7 protein-coding genes are annotated in these 14,467 nt (G+C 45.8%); 2 read left to right on the forward strand and 5 right to left on the reverse strand.

Going from position 1 to position 14,467, the window contains the following annotated elements; translation table 11 throughout:
- Positions 1-34 precede the first annotated feature (34 nt).
- From Xets_RS15820 to Xets_RS15840, 5 genes are read right to left on the reverse strand one after another with little or no spacing between them, the layout of a single operon-like run.
- A complete protein-coding gene (locus tag Xets_RS15820; RefSeq protein WP_099131829.1) occupies positions 35-235 on the reverse strand; it encodes an MbtH family NRPS accessory protein in 201 nt (66 codons plus the stop codon).
- A 31-nt stretch (positions 236-266) separates the two neighbouring features.
- Entirely contained in the window at positions 267-1,325 is a 1,059-nt protein-coding gene (locus Xets_RS15825) for a hypothetical protein (RefSeq protein ID WP_099131828.1), read from the reverse strand.
- A 1-nt stretch (position 1,326) separates the two neighbouring features.
- Complete coding sequence (locus Xets_RS15830; protein ID WP_187652085.1) at positions 1,327-5,661, reverse strand: amino acid adenylation domain-containing protein; 4,335 nt, start codon at positions 5,659-5,661, stop codon at positions 1,327-1,329.
- Positions 5,662-5,664: 3 nt separating this feature from the next.
- The gene (locus Xets_RS15835) at positions 5,665-8,886 is read right to left on the reverse strand and encodes a non-ribosomal peptide synthetase (RefSeq protein ID WP_187652086.1); all 3,222 of its coding nucleotides are present in this window, start codon (positions 8,884-8,886) and stop codon (positions 5,665-5,667) included.
- A 13-nt stretch (positions 8,887-8,899) separates the two neighbouring features.
- The gene (locus tag Xets_RS15840; RefSeq protein ID WP_187652087.1) at positions 8,900-12,067 is read right to left on the reverse strand and encodes a non-ribosomal peptide synthetase; all 3,168 of its coding nucleotides are present in this window, start codon (positions 12,065-12,067) and stop codon (positions 8,900-8,902) included.
- Positions 12,068-12,335: 268 nt separating this feature from the next.
- On the opposite strand from Xets_RS15840, the gene Xets_RS15845 reads away from it, so the two are divergent.
- Entirely contained in the window at positions 12,336-12,971 is a 636-nt protein-coding gene (locus Xets_RS15845) for a class I SAM-dependent methyltransferase (RefSeq protein ID WP_167450552.1), read from the forward strand.
- A complete protein-coding gene (locus Xets_RS15850) occupies positions 12,961-14,466 on the forward strand; it encodes an FAD-dependent monooxygenase (RefSeq protein WP_187652088.1) in 1,506 nt (501 codons plus the stop codon). Before Xets_RS15845 ends, Xets_RS15850 begins: the two co-directional genes overlap by 11 nt.
- Position 14,467 lies beyond the last annotated feature (1 nt).

Genomic DNA, 14,467 nt, shown 5'->3' on the forward strand with positions numbered 1-14,467 from the left:
TCGGCATATAACGTTTTTACTACTGTTTTTACTATTACTGTGTCGAGCCATAAGCCGTAGGCTCTGTCCATACGAGGTCGATGTATTTCAGACAGTCACTACGTGATCCTTCAAACCCTTCTTTAGACCATCCAGACGGGAGTTCCCGCCCACTTGGCCAGATTGAATATTGTTTGTTGGCGTTAGTAACGACAAGGCACAACACGGAGTCATTTTCACCAAGAAAAGTTGCCATATTGGTCTCCTTAATAAATGGCATGCTGGGATTATTTTTTGTGTTCATCTGGGGTCAGGGAGCTTGTATCCAGGGATCTCATCCGAGTTTTTTTAAGCCCTTCCAGAATTTGGCCGGCAGGGGTAGCCGCTTTTTTTCTGGCGAGTAGGCTACTGCTGCTTTCCCCCACAAATTTTTCGCAAACGCTACGATGAGCGGTGTAAACTTCAGTCAGCACCGAGCGCATGCGCTCAACAGTTTTGGGATGTGTTTGTTCAATAAAACTCCAGATTGGTGTCGACTGGCGCATCAGGCGAACCAATACTTCGTGATCACGCCAATTAATGCCGCTCATTTTGGGAGGTGCTATGGGCGGCATTAATGTCGGCCGGATTTCGCTTAGATATTGTTCTTGATTGAGATCGGTAGCGAACTCAAGCGTGATCCGAGAGATATCCATCAATTGAATAATTCGGTTGGCTTGTGCATGAGCAAGTTCTATATCGTTATTCTGGGCGGCCCTTGTCATCAGGTTGAGGGACAGGCTCATTCCCTGGCAGAGCACCATAAACAGCAGGTGTCCTCTTACCCAGCGTCTAAAGGGCATGTTTGGATCTTCTTGCCGAGCAGGGAGGGCCAATGAATAGTTCCTGGTTTGCGGCATACTGCGTGGCTCGATAATCGTATGCAAAATAGCATCGACGGTAGAGATGACCTGATTCCACTCGTCTTGGCTCAAGTTGGTGCCCCAACGCTCGACTAATTCACAGACCTGCACGGTGGCTTCCAGTGTAGCTTTGATTAATAGAGCGGTGCTTTCTCCCCGATGCCTCTCAATCCAGAACGCTTTATCATTATCTCTGTTTTCCTGACTTTCTCGGGGATCATCCACTACGACGCCATCGGAAACCTGAGGGAGTTGTTGGTGAATTTTGTTTAATGTGCTTATGAACGTCGTCAAGCTCCGATAAGCCTGTGCTGCTTCAATTTGTGTTATAACTTGACTTGCCAGCATTTTTGCTGACTGCAAACCTTGTTCGTCCACGGGTAAGTCTTCAGGTATGCCCAGAATGAAAGGATTGCTTGATATCGGGAAAGATGACTGACTCATGTTATTTCTGTTCCTGTGTCTGGTGTTGTAGAGTTTCTGGTGCTATCAGGAAATCGGTCTCAATCAGATAATTCAGGATCTTGTGGGCATATCCTTTCATGGTAATTGGACGGGGGATGTCTGAGGATGCCAGTAACTCAAACGTCTGCTGTCCTTCTAATTCTGGGTTCACTTCATGCCTATAAGCCGGATCAAGTGCCCGATGTGGTTTGGGATCGGCATCTTTGATCAGAGGGATCAATGGGTAAAGGTGATGACCGGGTGGAACGGCTAAAGCGCGTTTTCTACCTTCCTCAAAAGGCACTATCTTGAATTTATAGCCGAAGTCCTGGATCCAATCGCAGAATTGGCGAATGGAGACGGGGTCTGGGTTAAAGAGATGGAAGAATTTACCCCGACTTTGTGGTTGCTGTGAAATATGCACAATGGCGGCAGCAACATAATCTACCGGTACGATATCAAAAATACGTGGATAATCCGGCACGATGCCCATTGGCAAAAAGCCGCGTAGTGCAACCAATAAATAGTCGATACTCTGAGATGCACCTGTTTCTGTATGTCCCAGAATCAATCCAGGACGGAAAATACTTACGGGAATACCTCGCTGGCGAGCGAGATTGGCGACCCCTTCGGCTACCCACTTACTGCCCGTATAGCCAGCCGGAACGCCAACGGCGGACTTCAATGGGTTGTCATTTTCCAGGAATGGTCGTGGCATGTGTGTCGCCAGCAGAGTATCCACAGTAGAAACGTAGTGGACGTTTTTTAATCTGGCTGTACAGGCGAGTTCGAAGACTGTTTGAGTACCACCTACGTTGGTGGCTTTTAGTGCACTGTAGGGATAAACAAAGTTGACCAAAGCACCATTGTGGTAGATCACATCTACATGGTTGGCTAGTGATTGCCATTGATTATCGGATAGGCCGAAGTGGGGAAGCGCCAGATCACCGACCCAAAAATCGACCCGCTGCAGTTCGGTTTCAATTTCAATGCGATATTTTTTCAGGCCTTCAATAACCCGTTCTTTGGCATGTTCACTGTCTTTAGCACGACACAGGCAGATTATTTTGCTGGATGTCCGTTTCAGGAGTTGTTCGATCAGATATAACCCCAAATAACCTGTTGCTCCGGTAAGGAAGACTAATTCAGGCAGATACCAATTGGCATGTGGCAGTCCCAGAGGTTGTATGTTGTCATCCAGCCAGATATCGCCTTCCAGGGTTTGTGCATGCTGACGGGCAAGGAGGGAAGACAAACCTTCGCGCCGATAAATTTCTATGGCTTCTGCCACCGCAGCGGGCGTAGGAACCCGGAAAAATTCATGTAATGGGATCTGAACTTGGTGCAGTGTGGCCAGTTTACCCGCCAATCGGGTTAAGAGAATGGATGTACCACCTTGAACAAAGAAATCGGTATCAGGTGTGACTTCTGACAAGCCTAGTACCTGAGCAAAATCTTGCATGACGGATTCTTCCAGTTTTGACAGGGGATCACGTCCCTTGAGTGTGGTAGTCTCCGTTTTAGTTGGTGTTGCCAATTCAGCTAGTTTTAACAGATCCACTTTTCCGGTGGTGGTTTTGGGTAACTTATCCATCAGCAGGAATTGTGCTGGTACTAAATAAGTCGGTAAATGTTGGAATAATTGCGAGAGGATCTTGTTAGCATCCCATTCTGTTTTTTGGTCTGTTGCTGCAATCAGTCTTGCTTGTTCTGTTCCTGCATCAATCGCAAAAACGATCACTTCACTGATATCCAAAACCTGACGTATTACATGGGCAACTTCGTTAAGTTCAATGCGATGCCCGCGGATTTTTACTTGATGATCACGCCGTCCCAGATAACTGATCGCGCCATTAGACAAACGACGCCCTATATCTCCAGTGGCATATAGACGCCCTGTACCGAAAGGATTGGGCAGGAAACGCAGGGCGGTTTCCATCGGTTTACTCCGATAACCGCGAGCCAGACTTTTGCCGGTAATCATGATCTCGCCAGGAACACCACAGGGGACGAGATTAAGATCAGGATCAACGACAAAGGCATCAACATTGTTCAGGGGATAACCGATGGGAATAGGGTCGTAAATATCATTCGGAACAGCATAAGCCAGTGCATCAATAGTTGTTTCTGTTGGCCCATACAGGTTAATGACCTTGGCCTGCCAAACGGTGTGGAACCTCTGTACCAAATCTGAATTCAGTGCTTCACCGCCGCTGAGTACAAGCCGGATGGAATGACAACTTTCTGCCTGGGGATGATCGACCAAGGCTCCTAGCAAGCTGGGTACACCTCCCAATATACTGATTTGATGTTGTTTAATCAGGTTGATCAGGATGTTTGAATCTTCCATTGCTGCCGTATCTGCCAGCACAATGGTGGCGCTGCTGGTGAGAGGCCAGAATAGTGCCCAGATACTGGGATCAAAACTGAATGAATGATTATGTAGGACGTTATCTTGCGGATGCAGAGGCCAAGTTTGTTGACGCCATATTAAGTTATTGACCACTTGCTGATGTTCAACGAGTACCCCTTTGGGTTGTCCGGTGCTGCCAGAGGTGTAAATAATGTAAGCGGCATCTTTGTCTGACAAGTTTTCAGGGGCTTGCCAGCTAATTGAAGTATCAAGGTCTTCCATGCAAAGTATAGGCACTTTGGGCCAGTCACTGGTGATCTGCCCTTGTGAAGTGACGACCAATGAGCTACCGCTGTTTTCCAATAAAAAGCGGATTCGGTCACTGGGCAGGCGTGGATCAAGGGGCAGGAATGCGTGACCTGAACGTAATATACCTAATACTGTAGTAACGAAATCAACCGTTCTGGGCAGGCATACGGCAATAATTAGTTTTGATTGTGCAACGTGTGATTGAATATTCGCAGCCACAGATTCAGAGCGATTCCATAATTCTGCATAACTCAACTGTTGAGTATCATCCACGATAGCGATGTTGTCCGGCGCTGATTTTACCGTCTCAGCAACCAAATCAGAGAGTGTTGCATTCAAGGCTGGTGTTCTGCTGCCCTGTGAAACTGCCAAGATATTTTCCCGCGTTTTGTCTGATATCAACAATGCAGTTTCAAGACACTGATCAGGGGGAGCAAATAGCAGTGTTGTTAACGCTTCTTCCAGTGTATCGACCAATTTCTTGGTCAAAACGTTGCAGTCATAGTCCATTACCAGCGTCATCTCTTGTTCTCTCTCATAGCAGGTGATGTAGAGATCAAGGTCATTGGATGAGAACAGTGGCGAGCATTCCACCAGCTCGATCTTACGGTTTAAATCGGGATATTGCCTGGTTTCGACATATCTCAAGCCAGTTTGGAAGTAAGGTGTTCGGCTCAGATCCCTTTTGGGTGGGCAGATTTCCAACAAACTGGAAAATGACACTTTGTTTTCCGCGGCCAACTGTTCAGCGACCTGTTGGCTGATATCCCCCAGTGTACCGTTTTCGGCCAAATCAACCCGAATGGGCAGGAATGTTTGCAATGGCCCGATAACAGCAGAAAGAGAAGGATCGCGAACCTTAACGCCACAAACGGCAGCATGGGAACCTTGCCAGCGCATCAACACGGCGAGCCAGCAAGAGATAAAATGTTCTGGGCTTTTTGTCTGCCATGCTTTGCTGAGTTGTATTTTGTGGATTTTACGTTGTGTCAGTTTGATCTCTGGTCGAGGAAATTCAATCGGGATTTCGGTTGCGGCTGGAGCTTGCAGTTTTTGTCCCCATTGATAAATTGTGCTTCTGACTGCTTCATCGTCTAAGCGAACTTGTTCTGCCTGAAATGCAGCCGTCAAATCACCAGCCGATAACGAAGGCAAATCACTTGCTGGTAAAAATATCAATTCTGCAATAAGTCTTAGTGAGACTTCATCCAGAGAGATGGGGTGACCAGCCAAAACAACATCATATTTTTCTTCAGAGAATTTGTTGATGAAAATGCGCAGTAATGGGCCTTCACTGACATCAATAGGTTGCTGAAGTTGTTTGATGATAAGCTCAGATTCAAACTCAGAGGGGGTTGCATTGAAAAATTCAAATTGTACCTGTCCTGTCGGCATTAATAGCCTGACGGGTTGACCTGCCACTTCAATGAACAGGCTACGCAGGGTTTCAGCCTTGGTCACTAACTGACTGAGAGTAATTTGCACTGTTGCAATATCTACATGCCCGTTTACCTGAACGCGAGCAGTAATGGGCATCATGTTGGCATCAGATAAATGAGTCAGTAACCAGATCCTTTTTTGTTCTGTGGAAAGTGGATGTGCACTGAGTGCTCTCTGAGCCAGTGGGTGTGAGCGCAGTTCATCTTCGAAAGCGACCATGTGTTTAGTTTGCACGATTTATTTCTCCTGAACCTGAGAAGAGGATGGGTCGTGGGCATGATTGTTGAAGGTATCGTTGGGGGAATTGAGTGCTATCGTGTTAAATTCCCAGTTCCCCGGGACTCCTTCGGTTTTTATTCCTGTATCGAATTGCATGGATTCCAGTGTTGCTGCGATACGGGCGATTGTTGGGGAAATATAAATATCTGCGATAGGTATACGTTCCCCGAACTCCATTTCAATACGTTCCACCATCTGGGCGACTAAAATGGAATGACCGCCAAGTTGGAAAAAATCATCGGTGACACCAAAATGGTTTATGCCAAGTAATTGGCTCCAAACAGCATGGATCTTAGCTTCTGCCCCATTTCTTGGAGCTATGCTTTCAACCGTAGTACTCATGCGGACGGCATGGGTTTGCAGGTGTTTTTTATCCCGCTTGCCATTGTGTGTCAGGGGAATGTCTGAAATGCGAAAATATTCTGTGGGTATCCATGCTTTTGGTAGATCTTGTTTCAGGATATTAAGGGCGTGGCTCATCCATGCCTGTTCATCTTCGACATGCGTTGAAAAAATAATGAATGCCTGAAGTCGTGCAGCACTTTCGTTTCCCTGAGCAGAGAGAGATACAGCAGCATCTTTAACATTAGGGAGTTTCCTGAGTGTGACTTCGATTTCTCCCAGCTCAATGCGATGTCCGCGTAGCTTGATTTGATCGTCACGCCGACCTGCGTAGAGCAGGGAATTGTCCGGTAACATACGTACCATGTCACCCGTCAAATAGGCTCTTGTTCCTGTGGTATAAGGATCCGGCAAGAATTTTTGGGCGGTTTCACGCGCATTACCATAATATCCAGCACTGACGCCTAACCCTGAAATCATCAGTTCACCTAAAAATCCTTTCGGAACAGGCTGGAGATGTTTATCCACGACCATCACTTGCGTACCCGCGATCGGTGCACCCAAGCGAATTACACAACGTTGATTCATTCGGGGTTGTATTTGGTATGCCGTTGACCAGATTGTTGTTTCTGTTGGCCCGTACAGATTCCACAATGTCATGCCAGGTTGACACAAGCGATCCGCTAAATCCTGGGGCAATTGCTCTCCGCCGCACAGCATAGTCAAGTTTTCCCGTGGCGACCAACCCGTCATTAAGGCGAGCGACCATGTGATAGGTGTTGCTTGAGCCAGTGTTATTTCATGGTTATTCAGGCATTCAATTAACTTGCTGCCATCCCGTTGTGCTGTGGTAGGGGCAATGTAGACACTTCCGCCGTGTACCAGTGTTAACAAGAGTTCCAGCAGAGAGATATCGAAAGAGAACGTGGTCAGAGCCAACATCCGATCGTTAGGACGGATATTCAGCAGATGACCAAATGCACTTAATGTGGAGACAAGATTATTCTGACGAACCAGGACGGCTTTGGGTTGTCCGGTCGAACCAGAGGTAAACATAATATAGCCTGCGGCTGTGCCGACATGGAGTGCAGGATTCTCGGTATGTTGCGGAGAATGACACCACAGTGATGCCATCTGGATAGGCGGCCATTGCCTGAAAGAATCAGGCACTGTTTCATCTGCTATCAGAGTCACATTGCTTAATCTTGATAGCATGTCTTGCAACCGGGATTCCGGCATAGTCACATCAAGGGGAATATAGATCGCATCCAGTTGCCAGATAGCTAACATGGTGACTACCCAGGCGACTCCGCGTTTACCCATAATGGCAACATGAGAGCCAGCAACAATGCCGTGTGTGTTCAATATGCCAGCTGCATGCATAATCTGCTGATTGAGTTCATGGAACGTTAGCTGGATATGCTCGTCACACAGAGCAAGCGCCTCAGGCTGTTTTTTTGCCAAGGTTGATAATTGGGTAGGAATACTTTGGAATTCAGGCTCAATAGGGTTAGATACAGCACGGGAATCCCCATGACCCATGTTTAATTCATTAAGCAGCATGGAGGTTGAGTGAGCAAACTGCTTTAGGACATGTTCCAACATACTTGAAATCTTAATCGCGGTTGAAGCATCAAGGATGTCGGTGGCATATTCCAGAAAACCTGTTGTATTGCGATCCGGATCTTCAAACAGGAAAAGGGAAAGATCCAAACGAGAAGCACCGGTATCTACATCGGAAAACGTCAAATGCAGCGAGCCAGCGTCAAAAGAATGCGGCGTATCCTGTTCATAGCCAAATAAGATCTGGAAGAGTGGAGGAAGACCAGGAGACCGAACATGCTCGATGGTATGCAATATTTCAGGTAGTGGAGTTTCACTGTGATCAATCAGGTCAGAAAGTGTCTTTTGCACAGACTTTAGATAGTCTGTGACACTTTGTTCTTCATCATATTGGCTGCGAAAAACACAAATATTGGAGAGATAACCAATAACATTGCGTAACTCTGGTCTGATTCTGTTTGATGTTGGGATACCGACCAGAATATCATCCTGGTCTGTAATGCGATGCAGGACAATACAGTATGCAGCCAAAAATATTGCTGCTGCTGATACCCCTATTTGGGTTGCCCCCTGTCGCATGGATTGCCATTCACTATAGGTAAAATTCAGCGGGATACGGGCACCGGTGAAAGACTGTTTATCATTGCGCTGTGTCATGGGTGCTATTTCTAGCGTAGTCGAAGCCCCTGCTAGCTGTGATCGCCAGTAATCAAGACCCTGATGGGGAGTTTGTTTATTCCAGGCGGCATAATCGGCAAATTGCAGGGCATCCGCTTCCATAAAATCGTGTCCGGTTTCATAGGCAGTGAAGATTCTTTTCAGCAGCAATTGCAGCGATATTCCGTCACAAACAATGTGATGGGTGCTGAGGAGTAATTCATAGTGGCTTTGTCCTGTCCTTATCAGTAGTAACCGATAAAGTGGTGCCTGCTCCAGAGACCATTTCCGTTTGATTTCCATATTGATTAATCGCAATGCCCCTGCCATATCATTGAGATAATCCATTGTATGAATGGGTAGCGTGGCGGACGGTGAGACGACTTGACTCAGTTTTCCATTGGCATAGGAAAAAGATGTTCTCAATATTTCCTGTGATGACACGACCTGATTTACGGCACGTTGTAGTTTAAGCACATCAAGCTCACCATCAATGGAAACCCGAACGGCCATGGTATAAGCCAGTTGTGAATCTGGCGCCAGCTCATTAAGGAACCAAAGTTGTTCCTGACTATGGGAAGCAGGAAAAATCATCGTTTGGTGTGCATTATTGTTCATCCAACACTCCTGATTAATGGTGTGAATTGTTTCGGTTAAGCCGTGGAATCGGAATCGGCGCAGGTTTGGTATTAACAGAGTTCTGTAGGCTGCTAATGAGTTCGGCTTGTTGTCTTATGGTTGGCCTGATCCAGAGATCATGCAGTAGGATATGAATATTGAATTCATTCCTTAATAATCCGGTTAATTCAGTTAACACGAGTGAGTGCCCACCGATTTCAAGGAAATTATCATTTGGGGCAGCGTCTATGCCGATCACGTGTTTCCAGCAAACAGCAACGCGTTGCTCAATGGGGGACATCTCATTGGGAGGAAAATGTTGTTGCCTGGTCTCTTGTAATAATTGAGTCCTGTCAATTTTCCCATGTTTATTTCTGGGTAGCTCAGGAAGTAGGTAGAATTGTGAAGGAATGGCATAAGCAGGCAATGAGCGCAGTAATTGCTGTTTTATCTGGTTAATGTGGATATATTCCTCTTGAATGGGTTCAGTGAGGACAATAAATGCCACGATATGCCGTTTTTGCCCTGTTCCGGCAATTAATACGGCGGATTCCTTAACATTATCAAAATATTGTAAAAATTCCTGAATAGCCCCCAGTTCTATGCGAAAACCACGAACTTTGACCTGATCATCCCGGCGCCCAATAAAATCAAGATTGCCATTTGGTAACCATCTGACAAGATCACCGGTGCGATAACAGCGTTCCCCATTGGGGGCAGGTAGAAAGGCTGCTGCGGAACGAGCGGCTTCATTGAGGTAGCCTTGTGCAACACCATGCCCATAAATAAACAGCTCACCGATCACGCCAATGCTAACAGGTGCCAGATCCTCATTCAGAACCTGAACGTAGGTTCCAGATAAGGGACTTCCAATGGTGATATCGTCGTCTTGGGTCAGTTCCAATCCTGTGGAATAGGTTGTGGTTTCTGTTGGGCCGTAGAGGTTGATAATTCGCACATTGGGCAGAATTTGGTGCAAACGGAGATAGAGATCGCGAGTTAAAGGTTCACCGGCAAGATTGATGACTTTTAAGTCGTTTTTCTGTCTATTGTCCTGTAAGTCGCTCTGTTGCAATGAATTATGCTGTATTAGCGCTTCAACGGCGGAAGGTACGGTATTTAGCAACGTGACATCTTCCATGATTGAAGGTTGATCGATAATATCGATGACGGAATGAATCATCTTGACGCTGGCGCCAGCGACCAAAGGTGCAAACATTTCAAAGACGGAAAGATCGAAAGTAATTGGTGTGACTGCCAGAGTGACACCCAGTTGCTCATAACTATATTCCAGATTGGCCCAACGCATTAAATTAGCGGCGTTGGCATGACTAATGGCAACACCTTTTGGTTGTCCTGTTGAACCACTCGTAAATAATATATAGGCGGTGGCGTGTAACTTGGACAGATCTACCAGTGCTTCATTCTGTTCCTGCATGAGATCGTCAAGGCACCAGTGTTCTACCCGATCAGATAGAATTAGCGTTGTGTTGTTGTGTGTAATGATCGCTTGGCATTTGGCTTTTTCTATAATTGAACTATTCAGCTCAATTGAATTGTCTGGACTAAGGGGAACATAATTTCCGCCGCATACCATGACAGCCAATAAAACAGGGATTAGGTTGATATCGCGTGGCAGTAAAATACCGACAGAGCGGCCAGATTCCAGGCCGAATGCGCGTAATGAACTGCTTATATTTGCGATACGTTTGCCTAACTCACCGTAATTAATAGATTCTGATTTGCTGAATATGGCGGGTCTATCTGGGTGTAACTGTATTTGCCGGATAACAGACGTGATCAGCGTTTCTTCAATTTCAGACAAATGCTTACGAGGCAATTGTTCCCATGTAGCCAGATACACAGCTTGGTGTATTGGGCGTTGTGGCAATGCTGACAGATTTTCTTGCGGATAGCGCACCATAGATTCGAGGGTGTGTTGAAAAAGCTCTGCCATAGCTTGTGCCAGCCACGCGGGATGCTGGGCAGGATCGATTTCGATCCGACCGAATAACTGGTCGTCATACTGGGTCATTAATACCGTGTTACTGAAAGGGCCGATACTGGTTGGTGCGATTACAGTAGACAGCGTCAGATCTTTCAGGTGTACCTTACCATAGCCCAGTAAAGCAGCGGCGACGCCTCTGGCCATGCCAGGAACATCTTGCTGAAAGATAACCGCTGAATTGGGAAGGGGGGGTTGTAATCCTTCTTGTGCCATGAGTTCAACGAGTTCGGGGTAACCTCCTCCGCTGGTGGCATGTATGGCATTACGCAATAGGTCGCCATTATTTTTGATGTAATTATGGACACTTATATCTTCAATACCGACAGGGATGGCAACGGTATTAGCCAAATAACCCACTTCTTGATGGTTATATTTATTCCTGCCATGCATGGTCACTGCAATAGGTACTCTTTGACTCATACCCAGCTTCGAAAGTGTGAGTGCTTGTGCTGCCAGCAAAATTGAATAGGGAGTCACGGAACACGTTTTGGCTAACTCATATATTTTGGCGGTATCTTCCGTGCTGAGGTTAAAATGGTGTGTCACCATTTTTCGAAAACCAGCGCTATCTTGGGTTTGCTGTGGCTGAGGTTTCGGAGGTAGTGTTTTCAGGGGTAGCGAGAGAGAAGCGTCTTGTGAAAGCATGGCACGCCAAAAATCGCGATCAATGTTTGGTGGCAGAGAATCACTTTTTTTCTGGAGGAATTCAGGATCGGCATCATTTAAGTTTTCTATCAGCAAGCCAACAGACCAGAGATCTGCAATGGCGTGATGCACCCTGACCACTAAATATAAATCATGATTTCCTGTTTCAATGATTTCTGCCTTAAATAATCGTTCTGATTCGACCCCCATAAATTCGCGAGTATCGGGGAGCAGAATTTCAGATAATGATGAATCAGGGATTTCATCCAGGAAACGAATATGACAGTACCCTGATGCTTCCGGTGGTGCTTCCACAACCCAATATTTTCCATCCTGAAATTCAAAACGCTGCCTGAGCGATGCATGCCGCCTGACTATAGCGTCAATGCGCGATTTCAATTGTTGCCCGGAAAGGGAACCATCAATGCGAAAAACGATTTCAAGAATTAAACCTGGTAAATAGGGATCAATTGCTTGTTGTAGACATAACACTTCTTGTCGTGGAGTGGCCCGTTTTTTACTTATCATAATTAATTATGTTTTCTTATGTTATTTTAAAGTTAAAAAACATTATTTATTTGGTTATGTTTTTCTGTGAAAAAATAACCAGAATAAATTCATATTTATTTCATTGTGTTATTTGTTTTTGTTGGCTGGGTTCATAATAATTGTGATCGTTTTGTGATCGATAGAATTTGACATCGGGAGAGAAAAGTCAACACAATTGATTACGTTTGCTTTACTTAAAAGTGTTGGAGGTTTTCAGAAAATGTTAAATTCTGAGAAAACAAAGAGGGTGAAAAAAGGACCTGGTTTTATTGAAACTTTCGATCGAATAGCACCTACCTATGAAGAAAAATATGGCGATAAATTGAACCTGGCACATGAGGAATGTTTGAGCATCTTGAAGAAGATGGATTGGGCATCTTTGCCGCGTAGTATATTGGATATTGGTTGTGGAACAGGCGCATTGTTGCAGCACTTACATATACGATGGCCTCAGGCCAACTGCATTGGCATCGATCCAGCCCAAGGTATGGTGGATGAAGCGATCAAACGCAGGCCATTCGCCAGATTCCTTGTGGGAATGGCAGAGGAACTGGCCCTCCCATCAGGCAGTATTGATTTGATCGTTTGTTCGATGTCGTTTGGGCATTGGTATGATAAATCTGCCGGATTACGTGAGATACGACGGATTCTTCACGCTAATGGCCTGTTTTGTCTTATCGAAAATGCACCACCCGGGTGGGGAATTAACTCTTTGATTAACTGGATTATGGGTAGTCTGGGGAGTTACATACCCGAAGCAGAAATCGTTCGCTTGGCAGAGTCGGTGGGGTTACAGCGGATTTATTCTACGACGACGGCTAGAAATATTATTGTTTCCGTTTTTCAACTTCCCAATGGAGGGCACAGCTATCATGACCAGTAATATCCGTATCACCCAACGTGTATTGGTTGTAGGCGCTGGGCCAGTTGGGCTGGCGGTTGCTGCCTCACTCTGTGAGCAGGGAATTTCGGTCGACCTCATTGATAAACGACCATCGGCTTCCTTGCATTCGCGTGCCTTTGGGTTGGAGCCGATCACTCTTGAACTGTTGAGCGCTTGGCATATTGCGGATGAAATGATACGTCGAGGTATCGTGTGGGCGGAAGCTCCTGTTGGGGATAAAAAAGGGAGAACACTCTCATTTTCAACATTGGCGCTCGAATTTCCATACATGGTAATCATTCCACAATCGTATACCGAAAGTGTGTTGACAGAGTGGGCAAATAAGGTCGGCGTCAACCTCAAAAGAGGAATGGAACTTAAGACTTTGACACCGATGGGTGAAAAAGTTGTAGTGAAGATTGAAGAAACCCAGTCACATTCGGTAACCAAGATAGAATACGATTGGGTTCTCGGTGCTGATGGTGTCAACAGTATCGTGCGTCAAGTGTTGGATATTCCTTTCGTTGGGCAGGATTATCAACATTCGTTGGTTGTGGCAGATGTGACCTTGAATACCCCTCCAACTCCGGCGGTGTATGCGCGTTCTGTTTCGAGAGGATTGGTTGCGCTATTTCCATTACCAGATGGTACTTATCGCATCAGCATTGAAGATAATCAAAGAATGGATCTGCCTGTGAAGCAACCCGTTACCAGAGAAGAGATTGCGAATAGTATGTCTGCCATTTTGGGGCAGGATTTTGGTTTAGGCGATATTTTATGGAGTGCACGCTACAGAAGTAAACAGAGGTTGGCAGAACGGTATCGGGAGGGAAAGATCTTCCTGCTTGGTGATGCGGCTCATACCCATGTTCCTGCTGGTGGTCAGGGGCTTCAAATGGGGATCGGCGATGCGGCTAATTTAGGTTGGAAATTGGCTGGAGTTATTCAGGGAACCTTATTGCCAGATATTCTGGATTCCTATGAAAACGAGCGCAGGCCGATAGCAAAAGCGGCATTAAAAAATACAGATTTACTGTTTAAATTCAATACAGCGCCGGGTATTTTTGGGCGAATGGTTCATTGGATTGGTGTGCAGGCAACCAAAATTCCCTATATCGAGAAAAAAGTTGTCAGGATGTTGGCTGGTGAAGATGCCCAATATCACTGTTTGCGTCAGAAAGGTGATCATAAGCGAGTCGGTCAGCGTTTACCGCATTTAGTGCTGTGTCACGCGGGACAGGAACGTAAGCTGACAGAAGTATTGCGGAAAAAACAATTTGTCTTAATACATAATCATGCACCAAGATTGGTATCTGCACTGCAATCATATTTTCAAACCGTTGCTCAACAATTGACGGTGGTTGAGATTATTTCCCCTAAAAAACTACTTCGAGATGGGCAGGCTACTATCGTTAGACCTGATGGCATTGTTTTGTGGTTAGGTAGTGATATTGCACAGGCAAAAACACGTTTAGATAGTTGGGTAAATCGTTAGC

This window comes from Xenorhabdus sp. TS4 (genome assembly GCF_014467265.1).
Classification (GTDB): Bacteria; Pseudomonadota; Gammaproteobacteria; order Enterobacterales; family Enterobacteriaceae; genus Xenorhabdus; species Xenorhabdus ehlersii.